Origin of the sequence: Mesorhizobium sp. ES1-6, assembly GCF_020164775.1 — a bacterium.
Lineage (GTDB): Bacteria > Pseudomonadota > Alphaproteobacteria > Rhizobiales > Rhizobiaceae > Mesorhizobium.
On sequence record NZ_JAIUGU010000018.1, the window covers coordinates 20,192 to 36,593 of the forward strand.

Genomic DNA, 16,402 nt, shown 5'->3' on the forward strand with positions numbered 1-16,402 from the left:
GAAACGACGACCTACAGCAGGCCATAGGACGTGAAGTCATGAACGCCCGCAGATCATAAAACCTCAACCGGCGAAGAACTGGTGGTAATCCCGAAGGCCGATTACGAGGCATTGCTGCATGCGGCCGAAGAAGCCTGGGAAGACGCCGCGGATGTGGCGATCTACGATGAGCGGAAGTCTGAGTTCAAAGCTGAAAAGGCCCTGCCCGCCGAGGTGACCATGGGTATTTTGCGAGGTTCCAGCCGCCTCAAGGCGCTTCGCAACTGGCGCAAGCTGACGCAAGCCGACCTGGCGCGGACCATTGGGGTCAGTCAGGGTTTCCTGTCGGACATTGAATCCAATTGCCGCAAACCCTTCGCGCAAACCAGCACGATGCTGGCAAAGGCGTTGGATGTCCCTGGCGAATGGATTGAAGCCTGATCCCCAACCTCACGCCACCGGCCGGCCTTCGCTGGCTTCCAGGATAGTGAACCATTGCTGGCGGTCGAGCACGATATTCAGCGCCTTGGCCATGGAAGCCAGACGTCCCGGCTTCATCGAACCGAGCACCGGCACCAGCCGGGCTGGATGACGCAGTAGCCAGGCAATGGCAACCGTGGCGAGATCGCCGGCGCCGGTCTCGGCCGCGACAGTCGCCAGCGCCGCGCGCACGCGCGCCTCGCGCTGCTCCTTGCCGGTGAACAGCGAACCGCCGCCGAGCGGCGACCAGATCATCGGCGCATAGGACAGGCGCTGCGCATGGTCGAGGCTGCCATCGGTCAGCGCCGATGTCCTGAGCACCGACATCTCGATCTGGTTGGTGGCCAAGGGGAACGGCAGCCGCGACGCCAGCAGATCGAACTGCGAGGGGGTGAAATTGGAAACGCCGACCGCCCTCACCTTTCCGGCCCGGACCAAGCCGGCAAGGGCCGCCGCTGTCTCATCGGCATCCATCAGCGGGTCGGGCCGATGCAGCAGCAACAGGTCGAGATAGTCGGTGCCGAGATTGGCGAGCGAACGGTCGACCGAGGCGGTTATGTGAGCGGCACTGGTGTCATAATGCTTCAGCCGGTTTCGCGGCCGGTTGGTCGAGGCCAGCATGATGTCGCATTTGGAGATCAGCTCGATCTCGTCACGCTTTCCCTTCCAGTGCGCCAGCCCGGCGCCGAAGGCCGCCTCCACCTCGTAATTCCCGTAGATGTCGGCATGGTCGAAACTGGTCAGGCCGAGATCGACGGCTGTACCGATCAGCCGTGCGATCTGATCGGCGTCCGGGCGCACGCCACCATCCAGCAGGCGCCACGCGCCAAAGACCAGGCGCGACAGCGACAGCCCGTCCTTGGTCAGTGCGATGCGGCTGTCATGGCTCATGCCTGTGCTCCATCTTCAGCGACGTCGGTGGTGACGTTTGTGACCGCCGCCGGCCTCGCCACCTTGGTGACGAAGACGATGACCGCCAGCACCAGGAAGCAAGCGCCGACCAGATAGGGGGCGCCGCCGAAGGTGACGGGCGCGCTGGGTCCGGTGAACCAGGAAAAGATCGCGGTATAGAGCAGCGGCGTGATGATCGAGGTGATCGAGAAGATCGAGGTCATCGCCCCCTGCAGCTCACCCTGGGCCGAGGGCGGCACCTTGGCGGCGGCGAGGCTTCTGAGCGGCGGATCGGCCAGCGCCTCCAGGCAGCCGACAACGATCACCGCATAGACCATCCAGCCTTGCGAGGCGAAGGCGTAGCCGAAGGCGCTGGCCGCCGTGAAGGTCAGACCGATGACCGCCGTTCTCCACTCGCCGAGCCTGGGAATGACGCGCGGCAGCACCGCGCCCATGATGATCGCGCCGCACAGGCCGAAAGCGCCGAGCGAGAAGCCGATCTGCTGCTCGCTCCAGCCATAGCGGTAGTTGGAGACGAACGACCACACCGCTGGATACATCATGTGGCCGAGCGTCATCAGGAAGAAGACGAGCCCGATCCAGCCAATGCCCTGATACTGGCGCATCTGCAGGAGCGTGCCGACCGGATTGGCGCGTTTCCACTCGAAGCGGCGGCGGTGCTTTTCTTCGAGCGTTTCGGGCAGGAAGAACATCGCGATCAGGAAATTCACGAAGGCGAGCCCGGCGGCGAAGAAGAACGGCACGCGCGGCCCGAACGTGCCGAGCAGGCCGCCCAGCACCGGCCCGATGACGAAGCCGACGCCGAAGGCGATGCCGAGCAGGCCGAAATTCTTCGCCCGGTTCTCGTCGTTCGAAATGTCGGCGATGAAGGCCGACGTCGTCGAATAGCTGGCGCCCGAAATGCCGGCCAGCACGCGCCCGATGAACAGCATCGGATAGGACCAGGCGATGGCGCAGATGAGGTTGTCGATGGAGAAGGTCAGCACCGAGGCGAGCAGGATCGGCCGCCGCCCGAACCGGTCGCTCAAGCCGCCCATGATGGGCGCGAAAAAGAACTGCATGGCCGCATAGACGAAGAACAGCCAGCCGCCCTCGATCGCCGCTTCGGAGATGCCGACGCCGGTCAATTCCCTGAGAAAGGCCGGCAGCACCGGCATGATCATGCCGAAGCCGATAATGTCGAGCAGCAGCGTGGTGAAAACCAGCGCAAGGCCCCGCTTGGCGGTTTTGGGGTCGATCATGACGGGTCAAATTCCTCCAGCCGCCCAAAGGCGCGGGCGGACGCACCTTATAGGCGAGCCCGCAAAAAGGAACAATGCGGGAACGGTCAGGAACCCTCGATCCTGACACCCCCTGACGACGACTTTCCGTCAGGATGTCGCCGAAAACGACTGCTTAGATCGGCCCGCTCATCGTGTTGCAGTCCGACAGCTTGCCGCTCTTATAGCCGCGCGTCAGCCAGGTCTGCCGCTGCTGCGAGGTTCCGTGGTTGAAGCTTTCCGGCACGACATAGCCCTGCATCTTCTTCTGCAGCGTGTCGTCGCCGATCTGCTTGGCCGCGTTCAGGGCGCTTTCAAAGTCGCCCTGCTCCAATATGCCCTTCTGCGCGGTGTAGTGCGCCCACACGCCGGCGAAGCAGTCGGCCTGAAGCTCGATGCGCACCGACAGCTGGTTGGCATCGGCCTCGCTCATGCCTTGCCGCATCTGGTTGAACTTGCCCATGATGCCGGTGAGGTTCTGCACGTGGTGGCCGACCTCATGCGCGACGACATAGGCACGGGCGAACTCGCCGGAAGCGCCGAACTGCTGGTCGAGCTGCTGGAAGAAGGTCATGTCGAGATAGACCTTGTGATCGCCCGGACAATAGAACGGTCCGGCCGCGGCGGAAGCAAAGCCGCAGGCGGAGCGGACCTGGCCGGAAAACAGCACCAGCTTGGGGTCCTCGTAAGTCAGGCCCTGCGACTTGAAGATGCCGGTCCAGGTGTCTTCGGTCTCGGCCAGAACGGTGGCCACGAACTGCTTCATCTCGTCATTGGCGGGTGTACCCGCGCCGCTATCCTGGCCGCCGCCGCTGTTGTCGGTAATCTGGCCACCGCCGCCCGGCAGCAGGCCGCCGTCGCCACCACCCAGGATCGCCGAGGGATCGAAGCCGAAATACCAGCCGGCCAGCACCACCAGGATGACGAGGAAGATGCTGCCGCCGCCACCGGTACGGCCGCCGATGGGGAGCCGGAACTGGCCGCCACCGCCGCCTATCCCGCCGCCGCCGTCGCTGCGGTCGTCCTCGATATTGTCACTCTGACGACGACCTCTCCAGAGCATGGCAACTCCTCGCGCTCCAAACTTCCCCATTGCTCCGGCCAGGCCGGCTCAATCCAACAAACAATTATCGTAATGGTTGCGCCAAGTCACAGCATTTTTCGACGGGGGCGGCAGTGCTGGCAGGGCGTTCACCGCACTGGCCGGCAACGCGCAAGGCCTGTAGCATCGCGGCAATGGAGGGGGCGAGGCTTGAGGACGATTGCGGGTTTCCTGTCGCTGCTGGTCGCATTGCCGTGGCTTGGGTTGGCAAACGCCGGTGCGGTGACGCTCGATTCAAGCGTCGCCGTCACCGACCCCGCCACCTTGCAGGCGCTGGAGCGCGGTGGCCTGTCGATCAGCCGCCTGCTCGGCCCCGCCCTTGGCCTGACCCGCGACGTCGACAATCGCGGCCTGTTTTCGGTACCGGCGCTGGCCAGCGTGCGCGACACCGTCAAGCGCGAAATATCGGACGAGCCGAAGACCAGCCCCGACCCCTATGTCGCGGCCATGGCCAGATCCAACGACACCAGCCAGAAATTCAATCCGAAATACATCGACGACGACGGCTCGACGCTGGACCTGACAGGCGTCGTCAACCGCATGGATCGCGGCTATCTCGGCCATACTCAATGCGGCGAGATCCGGCTGATCTACCGCTTCCACTATTCGGTCGAGGAGATGCCGGCCAAGGGCAAGCCAGTCGGGGGGAAGACTGCGCAGCGCATTTCCTCGCGCCTGCCGCTGACCATGAGCCTGGTGTTCAACGCCAGGCCCGGCAAGGCCGAGGCGCGCGGCTCGAAAGACCTGCCCAGCGCCACCGACGCCTCCTGCGCCGAAATCGCCCGGCGCTGGCTCGCCGCCGGCAGAAAAGACCTGCCGCCCGAGCAATTGGCCGCCTGGCTGCGTTCCGATGAAGGCCCGCTGTCGGGTGCCATGCTCAATGCCTCGCAGATCATGCGGCTCGAACTCAACATGCAGGTGCTCAGGCTGTCGGCCTCGACACGGCGCGACTTCGGCGGCCATGCCGAATATCTGTTGAAGATCTTCAAATGGGACCCGGCCACTTCGAGCTTTTACGAAGCGAGGATGGAAAACCAGATCGATCGGCCAACGGTGCTGGCCGACGTCAAGGCCTTCGCCAAATGGCTGCTCACCGACCGAAACATCTACGATCTCGACCACGGCCGGCTGGTGATCGACGAAAAATTCCTGGCCAAGAGCGCCGTCTCCGTCGCGCCCGGTGGCCTCAGCCGCTCGCAAAACAACATCGCCTACGGGCTGATCGACGACACCGACATCGACAAGGCACTGAAGGACTATGTCGCCAGGGGCAACACGCTCGCCACCATCAAGTCCGTCGCCGGCTTCAATCTGCGCCTCAATGAGATGAGCTGCACCGGCTGCCATCAGACGCATGGCGTTGCCGGCTTCCACTACACCGGCGCCGATCCGGCGAGCGAGCCGCGCCGCAACGCCGTCTTCGTGCCGGGCTCGGCGGTGTTCTTCGCCGACCTGCCACGCCGCCGCGCCATCGTCGAGGAGTTCGCGGCCGACGGCCATCCCGATTTCACCAGGGGCTTCGCCGCCCGTCCGGACCAGAAATACGCCGAGGCACTGAAAGGCACCGACCTCTACAATGGCTGGGGCTCGATCTGCTATCGCGGAACGGATGAGAGCTTCAAGGACTGGACTTGCGGCGCCGGCCTGCGCTGCGCCGGCGTGCATGAAAGCGCCATCCATCCCGGCTTCGGCACCTGCGTCAGCGAAAAAGGCACAGCCGTGGGCGACCCCGTCGAGTTCGGCGAGATCAGGATGTCGGCCTGGGGCAACGACAAATATTGCCGACTGTCACCCGCCACCGCCAAGGATTGCGCCATCGATCCGGCGCGCGACAAGAAACCGGTGGTCAAGCTCGCCGGCTATGGCGCGGCACGCCAGCGCTACGACAATCCCGAGCAGAAGACCGGCGGCTTTCCCGGCGGCATGCTGCGCAAGGCGAGCTGCGACAAGCTTCCCGACGAAGCGAGCTGCGGCCGTCTCGCCAAGACCGGCTTCAACGACTGCATCGCGTCGGGCAAGGACCACAAATTCTGCACCCGGGAATTCACCAAGACCGCCGGCCTGCGCGCCTGCGACAAGGCGCATCCCTGCCGCGAGGACTATATCTGCACCGCCGGCTATGACGACCTGCCTCAGGCCAAGCCAGGCGAAGGCACCTGCATCCCGCCCTATTTCATCTTCCAGTTCCGCGTCGACGGCCACCCCAGAAGCTGGGTGCAGGATGTCCGTGAGTGAGCCATCCAGGGTTTGCAGAACGGCCCTCGAAGTAAGCCTTCATTAACCATACCAGGACTAAAAGCGTAGGCGATTCAAGGGGATCTTCCGCCATGGCTTTTGTGTCCGGGCGCCGTCTGGCGCAGCTGCTGGGTATTGTCGCCCTGGGCGCTTTGGCTGCCGGCTGCTCGACGACGAAACCCGCGACCGACGCCAAGGGTGGCAAACTTGCCTATGCGGCCGAGCCGAAGGAGGCCGACACCAGTGGCTTCTTCTCCTCGCATTCCTTCGGCGGGCTCGCCGGCCGCAGCGTTACCATCAACAGCATCGCCGATCTCAGACTGCGCAACCACGAAGTGGTGCTGACCTTCGATGACGGCCCGATGCCCGGCCGCACCCAAAACATCCTGAAAGTGCTCGACAATGCCGGCGTCAAGGCGACCTTCATGATGGTCGGCCAGATGGCTCGCTCCTACCCTGCCCTGGTGCGCGAGGTCGCCGCGCACGGCCACACGATCGGCACCCATACGCAGAGCCATGCCAATCTCACGCATATGAGCGCCGCGGGCGCACAGGCGCAGATCGACGGCGGCATCAAAAGCGTCTCGGCCGCGCTGGTGCCGTCCATGCACGGCGTCGCGCCGTTCTTCCGCTTCCCCTATCTCGCCTCGACGGCGACGTTGCGCCGACAACTCGCCGCGCGCGGCATCGTCGTCATCGACGCCGACATCGATTCCAAGGATTACTTCCCGTCGAGCCCGGACCAGGTGCGCAAGCGCACCATGGCCCGCATCGAGCAGCGCGGCTCCGGCATCATCCTGATGCACGACATCCACCCGCGCACCGCCCAGATGCTGCCGCAACTCTTAGCCGACCTCAAAGCCAAGGGCTACAAGGTGGTGCGGCTGGTGCCAGGCCATCGCAGCCGCGAATTGCTGGTGTCATCCCTGACGACAGGCACGGCGACGACTGTCCAGCAGACGGCCCTGGCCTATAGCCGCTAGGCGACGCCTACTCTTTCTGCTTGGCGCCGGCGCTCTTGCCGTCGGAACTTTTCGAGCGTTCCTCGAAACGGTCGGCGCCCTTCTTCAGGGGATGGCCCATTTCGGCCTCGGTCTTGCGTTCATCCGTGGCGGCCGCCTGCTTCAGTCCTGTGGCTGCCTGCTTGCCTTTCGCGGTCGGTGCCTGGTCGACGCCCATTGCTTCTCTCCTTGGCGCGCAACAAGCGCGCGATGAGAAGCAACGCGCATAAGCGGTGGCGGTTCCAGCGGCTAATACGGTTCGCGACCCCGACAAGCCGCCGCTCAACGCGCCGTCATCGCCTTGCGGAACGCGTCCAGCGTCTCGGCGCTGACATGGTGCTCGATGCCTTCGGCGTCGATGCGCGCCGTCTCGGCGCTGACGCCGAGCGAGCGCAGGAAGGCTTCCACCGTCTGGTGGCGAATGCGGCTTTCCTCGGCGACCTTGCGCCCGGCTTCGGTCAGGAACACGCCGCGATAGGGTTTTCGCGACACCAGCCCGTCGGCGCACAGACGCGTCAGCATCTTGGCCACGGTCGGCTGTGCGACGCCGAGCCGCGCGGCGATGTCGACCTGGCGCGCCTCGTTGCCGTCCTCGATCAGATCGGCGATCAACTCGACATAATCCTCGACCAGCGCGCTGCGGCGCGCCTGGCGCTGCTGCCGGAACCCTTCCGAATGGACATCGGCATCGAGCAACGGTTCCCGCGGGACCGGTCTGTTCTTCAGCGCCAATGCGCGCTCCTCCTCGGGAGTTTGGCCGTCGCTGCTTTTATAGCACGGGCTCTGATTCTTCAGGCCGTTTATTTGCATTCCGCGAGAGGCGCAACCGGCGTCTCCGGTTGCAAGCTTCCGGTGCCGGTGAAAAGCACCGACAATGAAATATAGCCTATTGCATAATGTTGAGCCATGGCATAGCTTATGGATATCTCGCGAAGTCCCGGAAAGCCTTTCCATGTCAGAAGCCGAAGCCACAGCCCCTCGATCCTCATGGCGGTTCGCCAGGAAGGAAGAGGACGACCAGCCCAGCCTGCGCGAGGTCAATTCCACCATCGCGGTGCCGAGTTCGGGCGTCTGGTTCCGGCGCCTGTTCGCCTTCATGGGCCCCGGCTACATGGTCTCGGTCGGCTATATGGACCCGGGCAATTGGGCCACCGACCTCGCTGGCGGCGCCCAGTTCGGCTACACGCTTTTATTCATCATCATGCTGTCCAACCTGATGGCGATCCTGCTGCAGGCGCTGGCCGCCCGCCTTGGCATCGCCACCGGCCGCGATCTCGCCCAGGCCTGCCGCGCCTATTATCCGCGTCCGGTCAATTTCGTGCTGTGGATCGCCTGCGAACTCGCCATCATCGCCTGCGACCTCGCCGAGGTGATCGGCACCGCGATCGCGCTGCAGCTCCTGTTCGGCATTCCGCTCATCGGCGGCGCCATGCTGACCGCGCTCGACGCTTTCCTCGTGCTGCTGTTGATGAACAAGGGGTTCCGCTACCTCGAAGCCTTCGTCATCGCGCTTTTGATCATCATCTTCAGCTGCTTTGCCATCCAGATCTTCGTTGCCGCCCCGCCGGCCGGCACGATCCTGCATGCGATGTTCGTGCCGTCCTCCGAAATCGTCACCAATCCGGCGATGCTCTACATCGCCATCGGCATCATCGGCGCCACGGTCATGCCGCACAATCTCTACCTGCATTCCTCGATCGTGCAGACCCGCGCCTATGAGCGCACGGAGGCCGGAAAACGCGATGCCATCAAATGGGCGACGACGGACTCGACCATCGCCCTGATGCTGGCGCTGTTCGTCAACGCCGCCATCCTGATCGTCGCGGCCGTCGCTTTCCACGAAACCGGCCACCAGGATGTCGCCGAGATCGACCAGGCCTTCAAGCTCCTGTCGCCGCTGCTGGGTCTCGGCATCGCCTCGATCCTGTTCGCCGTGGCACTGCTGGCGTCAGGCCTGAATTCGACGGTGACGGCAACGCTCGCCGGCCAGATTATCATGGAAGGTTTTCTGCGCCTGCGCATCCCCAACTGGGCTCGGCGCCTTTTGACGCGTGGTCTCGCCATCATCCCGGTGGTGGTCGTCACTGCCCTCTATGGCGAGAAGGGCACCGGCCAACTGCTGGTCTTCAGCCAGGTGGTGCTGTCCATGCAGCTGCCTTTCGCCGTAATCCCGCTGGTGCAGTTCGTCTCCGACAAGAAGAAGATGGGCAATCTCGCCATCCCGCGCGGCGTCGCGGCATTGGCCTGGGTGGTCGCGGCCATCATCCTGGTGCTCAATTTCAAGCTGCTCTACGACACCATGTTCGGGGTTGGTTGAAGTTCCGGTTAATCCCGGGACAAATCGCCGGATCGTGCTACCTTTGCCGATGCCATGAGCAACATCGAAGACATCAGGACATTCTACGCGCGGCTGATGGCGGCCAACGCCGACTCGTTGGACCCGCGCCTGGAAGAGGTGTTCGCCAGCGTGCCGCGCGAAGCCTTCCTCGGTCCCGGGCCATGGACGGTCATCGCCGGCAACGTCAGGCTTATGACACCAAGCGCCGATCCGGCCCATATCTGCCAGAATGTGCTGGTGGCGCTCGATGCCGACAAGGGCATCAACAATGGCGAGCCCTTCCTGCATGCCATGTGGATCGGCAAGCTGGCACCCAGGCCGGGTGAAACCGTTACTCATATCGGCGCCGGCACCGGCTACTACACCGCTTTGCTCTCTAAACTCGTCTCGCCGGGCGGCAGCGTCACCGCTTTCGAGCTGGACAAGAACCTCGCCGATCTGGCGCGCGAAAATCTCGAAGCCTACCGCAATACGACCGTCGTCCATGGCGATGCCGTGACCACGTCCCTGCCGCCATCCGACATCGTCTATGTCAACGCCGGCGTCGTGGCGCCTCCTGCGGGCTGGCTGAAAGCATTGCGGCCGGGCAGCCGCATGATCTTCCCTTGGCGCCCGGCCGAGCGCGTCCCGCTGGCGATGCTGGTGACCCGCACCGAAAAGGGCTTTGCCTGCGATCCGTTCATGCGTGCCTGGTTCATCCCATGCTTCGGCGCCTCGCTTGCAGATCTTGCAGCGAAGATCCCGACACGCGAGCAGGCCACGCGCAGCCGCTCGATCTGGCTGACGAGCGACAAGGCGCCGGACCGCACCGCCACCGCGATCTTCGGCGACGTCTGGTTCTCCTCGGAAGCTCTTGACGCCAAAACCGGCAGCTGACGCGCGATAGCCGGGCTCGCTCAAATTTGCGACCCTGTCGGAATCGTCGCGGGACGGCCGTCCTTGGACCATGTTCCAGCCGCGATGGCATGGACGGTGCAAAGGGAGAGTAGAATGAGAAAGATCATCGCCGCGACCTTCGTCAGCCTCGATGGCGTCATGCAGGCGCCGGGCGGGCCGGAAGAAGACCCGGTCGGCGGCTTCGAATTCGGCGGCTGGACCTTCCACTACTTTGACGAGGTCGGAGGCGCGGCAATGGAAGAACTATTCTCCAAACCATTCGCCTTGCTGCTCGGACGCAGAACCTACGACATCTTCGCCGCGTACTGGCCTTATCAGAAAGATCCGATCGCCGATGCGTTCAACCCCGCGACCAAATATGTGGCGACGCATCGGCCTGACACGCTCACCTGGCAGAACACGCACTCGCTTGGGCCTGATATCGTCGCGGCCTTGCATCGCCTCAAGCAGGAGGACGGACCCGACCTGCTCATCCAGGGATCTGGCAATCTGATCCAGACCTTGCTCGCCAACGGGCTGATCGACGAGATCCGGCTGATGATCTTCCCGCTGTTGCTGGGCAAGGGCAAGCGGCTGTTCGACGATGCCGCGATGCCGGCTGCCTTCAAGCTTGTCAAGTCGCAGACATCCAGCACCGGCGTCATCATGGCGACCTATGAGCGCGCGGGCGAAATCGAGGTCGGCTCCTTTGTCACGGGCGAGCCATCCGAGGCCGAACTCGAGCGGCGTAGGAACTGGAAATAGCAGACCCGGTCTTGGCACCTTTCCTCTCCCTCCGGAGGGGGGAGAGGTGGCGCTGCGAAGCAGCGACGGAGTGGGGGAAGCCATTCGCCAAACGCACCGCCGTAAGACAGGCAGAAAAGGCGGCAAGAAGACTGAGACCAGCGATAATCTGGCGGGAAAAAGATCGACCCCCACTCCGTCGAGCTTCGCTCGACACCTCTCCCCCGATCGACGGGGGAGAGGAACCAAGTTCTGCTTGCTCAGGCCGCCTGCGCCCGCCTTGCCAGCCCCTCACGGATATGCCGCGCGAACTCCTGCGCCGCCGTACTCACGCCATGCCTCGGCAGATGCAGGTTGATGGCGAAATTCGGCAGCGGCGGCAGGCCAAGATCGGGTGGCAAGATGTCGAGATCCGAGGGCACGGTGGAAGCGAGCCATGTGGTGACGGCGAGATCCGAGCGCACTGTCGCCGTCGTGGCATCGATGTTGCCGTTCTCGAACACGCTGCGCCATTCCAACCCATGCGCGTTGAGCGCGGCCAACACCACCGGCCGGAAGGCGCAGGTGTCGGCGACGATCGAGACCGGCAATGGCCGCTTGGCCCGGGCCGCCCCGCCCCTTGCGCCGACCCAGACCAGCCGGTCGATGGCAAGGCACTCGCCCGATGTCGGACCGACACGCTCCTCGATCACCGCGAGGTCGATGGTTCCCGCCGCCAGTGCCGCCGCCAATTCCGGCGAGGAGGCGCAGAGCAGCGATATCTCGACCCGCGGACAGGCTTCGGCATAGGCTTTCAGGACGGGCGCCAGCAAGGTGCCGACAAGGTCATAGGGCACGCCGAGCCGCACCTGTCCGGCCACCGCGTTTCCCGCCATCTCGGTCCAGATCTCGTCATTGAGGCTGAGCAGGCGCCTTGCCTTGTCGAACAGACGCTCACCGGAACGCGTCAGGCGCAGACCGCGCCGGTCGCGCTCGAACAGGCTGCAGCCGAGCGTCTCCTCCAGCCGCCTGACCTGCTGGCTGACCGCGCCCTGGGTCAGGTGCAGCGCGTTGGCGGCCGCCGTCATACTGGCCTTGTCGGCGACGGTGACGAAAGTACGAACCAGCGCCGTATCGAGATTGCGGATCATATCAGCATTATATCTGCTAATGCAGACCATCGCAAACATTGCATTTACTGATGCAAGCTGGCGTCTACCATGGAGCCTCAAAGGACGCCCCATGATCGAACCCATCCTTCCGCTGATCCTGTTTGCCTTCGTGGCCACCGCCACGCCGGGCATCGCCACCACCCTGTCCACCGCGTCGGGCGCGCGGTTCGGCTTCCGAAGGTCGCTGCCGCTGATGATTGGCAGCGCCGCCGGCCTCGCGACCGTGACAGGGGCTGCCGCCGCCGGGCTCGCGGGTCTCCTGCTTGCCATGCCGTCGCTGCAGCTTGCCATGAAGATCGCTGGCTCGCTCTACCTCCTCTGGCTGGCGATCAAGATCGGCCGCGCCCGGGCCGCCCAATCTCGATGTAACGATGGCCAGGCCGAACAGCTTCTTCGGCGGCGCCGGCATCCAGTGGATGAACCCGAAAGGCTGGGCGATGGGCCTTGGCGCGGCGGCTTCCTTCGCCGCCCTCGCCGACGGCCCTGGACAACTCGCCTTGCTTCTCGGCTCGACCTTCGGCCTCGCCGCCGCCATCTCATTGTCCATCTGGTGCGTGGCCGGCATGGTGCTGGCACGGCTGCTCAAGACCGAATGGCAATGGCGCGCGCTCAACATCGTGCTGGCGCTGGTGCTCGCCGCCTCGATCATCCCGATGTGGCGGACGCATTAGAAGCGTCGGCGTTGCAGAACCAGGGTTTCTTGCCGCCGCTACAGCGCTACGGTACGCACACATTTCTAGGCAGCTGATCTTTGGCGATAGCGTGCATGGCAGCTTGGTGCATGCATTGTCTAATGCTGCGCTGGTCGACCCCACTCCGTCTCGGCTTCGCCGAGCCACCTTGCCGGGGCGAGCCACGGGTCTCGCCCGTCCTTCGGACCCCGCGATCGACGGGGTAGAGGAAAGGCGCCAGGCTTCTTGCCATCAACGCTCGTCCAGCAACGCCCCTTCCTTTCCCTCCGGAGGGGGAAAGGTGGCGCTGCGAAGCAGCGACGGATTGGGGGAACCACTTGGCAATCAAGCCTCAGGCCGATCAGCCACGCCGGTCACGGAAGATGTGCGCGTAGCATAGCGCCAGAGCGGCGCCAGAGGTGGCCTCAGGCCGCGTAGCGCGCCGCCGGCTTGTCGGCGTGCAGGCTGCCATAGAAGGCCTGCCGGGCGCCGAGGAACGTGTCCAGCTTTCCCGTGTCGGCAAGCGCCGGCACGGTGACGGCTTCGCCTCGCGCCAGGCCGACAAGAGCGGCATCGACCATATCGTCGGCGGTCATGATGATCTCCTTCGGAAGTGTATCGATATCGCCACCGGAAAGCTCCCAGAAGTCGGTCCGGGTCGCGCCGGGCAGCACCACCTGCACCTTCACCCCGGTGCCCGCGACCTCGCGATGCAGCGCTTCGGTGAAGTTGACGACATAGGCCTTGGTGCCGCTGTAGATGCCGCCGAACGAGGTGTCGAAAGCCAGTACCGAGGCGATGTTGACGATCCCGCCATGGTTGCGCGCCAGCAATCCCGGCAGCACGGCACGCGTCAGCCGGGTCAGCGCCACGACATTGACCTTGATCATGCGCTCGGCGGCATCCGCGTCGGCCGTTGCCACCACCACCTGTCCGCCAAGGCCGGCATTGTTGACCAGCAGCGTCACGCTATCGTCGGCCGATATCGCCTTTTCGACGCGGCGCACATCGTCGTCGTCTGACAGGTCGGCCGCGATCACGCTGACCTTGCGGCTGTAGGCATGGCGCAATTTCTCGGCCAATTTCTCGAGCCGGTCGGCGCGCCGCGCCACCAGCACCAGATCATAGCCCTGCCCCGCCAGCCGGTCCGCATAGACGGCGCCGATGCCCGAGGAGGCGCCGGTGACGACTGCCGTGCCCTTGTTGTCATTTCTGCTCATTGTCACGTTCCTTGTGTTCGTTGTCTTCGCCTCCGGCGGACACGCTGGCAGCGGAAGTTGTCATTCAATTAGTGGCATATGCCACTTTTGGCCAAATAGGTATATGCCACTATCTTGTCAACGGCAGCGGCGAAAACTATTTCTGCGGCAGGCTGGCGCATTCCTCGCCGGCGAGGAGTTGACATGACCGACCTTCAGCAGCCTGGATTCAGCCAGTGCAACAATGCCACCTTGCGGCGCACCGCGCGTCGGCTCGGCCGCTTCTACGACGAAGCGCTGGCGCCTTCCGGATTGAAGGGCACGCAATTTGGCCTGCTATTCCAGATCAGTGTCGGCAGCGAGCCGGCGATGGGGGCCATTGCCGAGGCGCTGATCATGGATCTCTCGGCGCTCGGCCACACGCTGAAGCCGCTGGTCCGCGACGGCTATGTCGAAACCTTCCCCGACAAGGACGATCGCCGCGTCAAGCGCGTGCGGCTGACGCCATCAGGCCAGGCCAAGCTTGACGAGGCGATCAAGCTGTGGAGCGTCGCCCAGCGGCAATTCGAGGCCATGATCGGCGCGGAGCAGGCCGCGAAGCTGCGCGCCACGCTCGATGAAGTGGCTGCGTTGAACCTGGAACTGCCCGCGGCCGCTTCTTCCGGTTGAAGAAGCGGCCGCGTAAGCAAACAGGGGTATGAGCCTCGGAGCCGTTCTTATTCCGCCGGCATGGCGACGGGCCGGGCAAACATCCGCCCCGCCAGAACGATGCCGAGCCCGATGACCGGGAAGGCCGCTGCAATCAGGCCGAGATCGGCCGGCGCGCCGTAGCGCAGCACCGCGCCGCCGACCACCGCGCCCAGCGCCACGCCGAGATAGAGCGCCGAGGCGTTGAGCGACAGCACGATCGGGGCCGCGTCCGGCGCGAGCTTGATGATGCGGCTCGCCTGCGCCGGCGGGAAAGCCCAGCCGACGATGCCCCACGGCACCATCATGCCCATCAGCGCCGGTCCGGCGAGATCATGCGGCAGGAACGCCGGGATCAGCGAGAAGGTGACGAGCATGGCGGCGGAGAGCGCCAGCGACCATCCGACGGTGCGCGTCGCGCCGAAACGGTCGGCGGCCTGGCCGCCGGCAATGTTGCCGATGACGGCGCCGGCGCCGAAGGCGAGCAGCATGCCCGGCAGCGCGATCGGCGACAGCCCGGCGCCTTCGATGGCCAGCGGCGCGATGAAGCTGAACACGGTGAACGCGCCGATGAGGGCAACCGCCGTCGTCACCAGGATCGGCATCACGCCGGGGCGCATGGCCGCCGCAAGCCGGCGCTTCAAGGGCAGCTTCGTGCCGATGATGCCGCGCGGCAGCCGGTACCACAGGATGGCGCCGGACAGCGCGCCAAGGCCGGCAATGGCGTAGAAGGTGCCGCGCCAGCCGGCGATGGCCGCGACAAGCGCGCCAAGCGGCGCCCCGACCGCGACGGCCACCGTGGTGCCGCCGACGACGACGGCGATGGCGCGGGCCCGGTGATGGTCATCGACCAGCGCCACCGCCGTGCCTTGCGCGGTGGCGGCGAACAGGCCCGACGACAGCGCCATGATGATGCGCGCGGCGAGCAGCACCTCGAAGGAGGAACTCAGGGCCGCGACGACATTGCCGATGACGAAGAACACCAGCGTCCACAGGATGACGCGGCGCCGGTCCCATTCGCCGGTCAGCGTCGCCAGGATGGGCGTGCCGATCGCATAGGCGAGCGCGAAGGCGGTGATCAGCGAACCGGCGAGCGGCACGGAGATGCCGGCATCCCTGGCGATGTCGGGCAGAAGGCTGGAGATGACGAAGCCTTCGGTCGAGATCGCGAACGATCCGAGCGCCAGCCAGAAGATTCTCTTGTCCATGGGAATGCGTCCTTAGTTCAAAGGTTATTGAACAATTGGACATAACAGGCCATGATGTCAATGAAGCCAGGGCAAAATAGCTGAACCATGCTGACAGCCCTGTGTCAGGACGGTCACGAGAAGGAGAAACAGTGTGCATGGGCCGAGCAGGATCGACGCGTTGAAATCGGCCCGAACTGTGCTTAGGTTCCTGCCATGACGCTCCCTCACCCCAATATGGACCAGATCAGCCTGCCCATCGTGCTCGGCGTGCTCGGCGACCCGACGCGGCTCGCCATCGTGCGCTATCTCGCCAGCAAGGAAGGCGTGCCGCTGAACTGCAGCCGCTTCCTCGACCTCGGCTCCAAGACCAATCTCAGCTACCACCTGGCCAAACTGCGCGAGGCCGGCGTCACCCGCGCCGAAGTGGTCGGCACCAACCGCATGATCACGCTGCGCCGCGCCGATCTTGACGCCCGCTTCCCCGGCCTGCTCGACAGTGTCATCGCCGCCGCGGTGGACGATCCCGCATTGCCGGCCGTCGGCGGCCACGATCTGGAAGTGCCTGCCTGACGCAATTT

Annotated in this window: 16 protein-coding genes and 1 pseudogene; 9 read left to right on the plus strand and 8 right to left on the minus strand. The window is 64.6% G+C overall.

Translation table 11 applies throughout. From position 1 onward, the window contains the following. The first annotated feature begins 81 nt into the window (after nucleotides 1-81). Entirely contained in the window at nucleotides 82-420 is a 339-nt protein-coding gene (locus LB564_RS29580) for a helix-turn-helix transcriptional regulator (RefSeq protein ID WP_224542624.1), read from the plus strand. 9 nt (nucleotides 421-429) lie between these two features. Here LB564_RS29580 and LB564_RS29585 read toward each other — a convergent pair whose 3' ends face one another. The 3 genes from LB564_RS29585 to LB564_RS29595 form a co-directional block, all read right to left on the minus strand. After that, nucleotides 430-1,350: an aldo/keto reductase family oxidoreductase gene (locus LB564_RS29585; protein WP_224542625.1), complete on the minus strand. Its 921-nt coding sequence runs from the start codon at nucleotides 1,348-1,350 to the stop codon at nucleotides 430-432. Beyond that, nucleotides 1,347-2,612, minus strand: a complete 1,266-nt coding sequence (locus LB564_RS29590; RefSeq protein WP_224542626.1) for a TCR/Tet family MFS transporter — start codon at nucleotides 2,610-2,612, stop codon at nucleotides 1,347-1,349. Before LB564_RS29590 ends, LB564_RS29585 begins: the two co-directional genes overlap by 4 nt. 154 nt (nucleotides 2,613-2,766) lie before the next feature. Continuing rightward, nucleotides 2,767-3,693, minus strand: coding sequence for a neutral zinc metallopeptidase (locus tag LB564_RS29595; RefSeq protein WP_140709912.1), 927 nt, complete (start codon nucleotides 3,691-3,693; stop codon nucleotides 2,767-2,769). A 189-nt stretch (nucleotides 3,694-3,882) separates the two neighbouring features. On the opposite strand from LB564_RS29595, the gene LB564_RS29600 reads away from it, so the two are divergent. Continuing rightward, on the plus strand, nucleotides 3,883-5,967 hold the full coding sequence (locus tag LB564_RS29600; RefSeq protein WP_224542627.1) for a hypothetical protein: 2,085 nt from the start codon (nucleotides 3,883-3,885) through the stop codon (nucleotides 5,965-5,967). Between the two features lie 92 nt (nucleotides 5,968-6,059). Then, complete coding sequence (locus LB564_RS29605) at nucleotides 6,060-6,950, plus strand: polysaccharide deacetylase family protein (protein WP_224542628.1); 891 nt, start codon at nucleotides 6,060-6,062, stop codon at nucleotides 6,948-6,950. Nucleotides 6,951-6,957: 7 nt separating this feature from the next. On the opposite strand, the gene LB564_RS29610 is transcribed toward LB564_RS29605, so the two are convergent. Continuing rightward, nucleotides 6,958-7,146 carry a hypothetical protein gene (locus LB564_RS29610; RefSeq protein ID WP_224542629.1) on the minus strand — a complete coding sequence of 63 codons (189 nt, stop codon included), beginning with the start codon at nucleotides 7,144-7,146 and terminating at the stop codon, nucleotides 6,958-6,960. Between the two features lie 104 nt (nucleotides 7,147-7,250). Continuing rightward, complete coding sequence (gene mntR, locus LB564_RS29615; protein WP_140709903.1) at nucleotides 7,251-7,700, minus strand: manganese-binding transcriptional regulator MntR; 450 nt, start codon at nucleotides 7,698-7,700, stop codon at nucleotides 7,251-7,253. Between the two features lie 220 nt (nucleotides 7,701-7,920). On the opposite strand from mntR, the gene LB564_RS29620 reads away from it, so the two are divergent. The 3 genes from LB564_RS29620 (at nucleotide 7,921) to LB564_RS29630 (ending at nucleotide 10,947) form a co-directional block, all read left to right on the plus strand. Continuing rightward, nucleotides 7,921-9,285 (plus strand): Nramp family divalent metal transporter, encoded by a 1,365-nt coding sequence (locus LB564_RS29620; RefSeq protein ID WP_224542630.1) that lies wholly within the window; start codon nucleotides 7,921-7,923, stop codon nucleotides 9,283-9,285. Nucleotides 9,286-9,339: 54 nt separating this feature from the next. Continuing rightward, the gene (locus LB564_RS29625; protein WP_224542631.1) at nucleotides 9,340-10,182 is read left to right on the plus strand and encodes a protein-L-isoaspartate O-methyltransferase family protein; all 843 of its coding nucleotides are present in this window, start codon (nucleotides 9,340-9,342) and stop codon (nucleotides 10,180-10,182) included. Nucleotides 10,183-10,296: 114 nt separating this feature from the next. Further along, nucleotides 10,297-10,947, plus strand: coding sequence for a dihydrofolate reductase family protein (locus tag LB564_RS29630; RefSeq protein WP_224542632.1), 651 nt, complete (start codon nucleotides 10,297-10,299; stop codon nucleotides 10,945-10,947). Nucleotides 10,948-11,186: 239 nt separating this feature from the next. Here LB564_RS29630 and LB564_RS29635 read toward each other — a convergent pair whose 3' ends face one another. Next, nucleotides 11,187-12,056 carry a LysR family transcriptional regulator gene (locus LB564_RS29635; RefSeq protein WP_224542633.1) on the minus strand — a complete coding sequence of 290 codons (870 nt, stop codon included), beginning with the start codon at nucleotides 12,054-12,056 and terminating at the stop codon, nucleotides 11,187-11,189. Between the two features lie 91 nt (nucleotides 12,057-12,147). Between LB564_RS29635 and LB564_RS29640 the strand changes: the two are divergent. After that, nucleotides 12,148-12,748 (plus strand): annotated as a pseudogene (locus LB564_RS29640) (LysE family translocator). Nucleotides 12,749-13,173: 425 nt separating this feature from the next. On the opposite strand, the gene LB564_RS29645 reads toward LB564_RS29640, so the two are convergent. Beyond that, nucleotides 13,174-13,968 carry an SDR family NAD(P)-dependent oxidoreductase gene (locus LB564_RS29645; RefSeq protein WP_224542634.1) on the minus strand — a complete coding sequence of 265 codons (795 nt, stop codon included), beginning with the start codon at nucleotides 13,966-13,968 and terminating at the stop codon, nucleotides 13,174-13,176. Between the two features lie 183 nt (nucleotides 13,969-14,151). Here LB564_RS29645 and LB564_RS29650 point away from each other — a divergent pair, with 183 nt between their 5' ends. After that, complete coding sequence (locus LB564_RS29650) at nucleotides 14,152-14,616, plus strand: MarR family winged helix-turn-helix transcriptional regulator (RefSeq protein ID WP_224542635.1); 465 nt, start codon at nucleotides 14,152-14,154, stop codon at nucleotides 14,614-14,616. 47 nt (nucleotides 14,617-14,663) lie between these two features. On the opposite strand, the gene LB564_RS29655 is transcribed toward LB564_RS29650, so the two are convergent. Next, a complete protein-coding gene (locus LB564_RS29655; protein ID WP_224542636.1) occupies nucleotides 14,664-15,842 on the minus strand; it encodes an MFS transporter in 1,179 nt (392 codons plus the stop codon). A 195-nt stretch (nucleotides 15,843-16,037) separates the two neighbouring features. Here LB564_RS29655 and LB564_RS29660 point away from each other — a divergent pair, with 195 nt between their 5' ends. After that, on the plus strand, nucleotides 16,038-16,394 hold the full coding sequence (locus LB564_RS29660) for an ArsR/SmtB family transcription factor (protein ID WP_140709885.1): 357 nt from the start codon (nucleotides 16,038-16,040) through the stop codon (nucleotides 16,392-16,394). The last annotated feature ends 8 nt before the right edge of the window (nucleotides 16,395-16,402 follow it).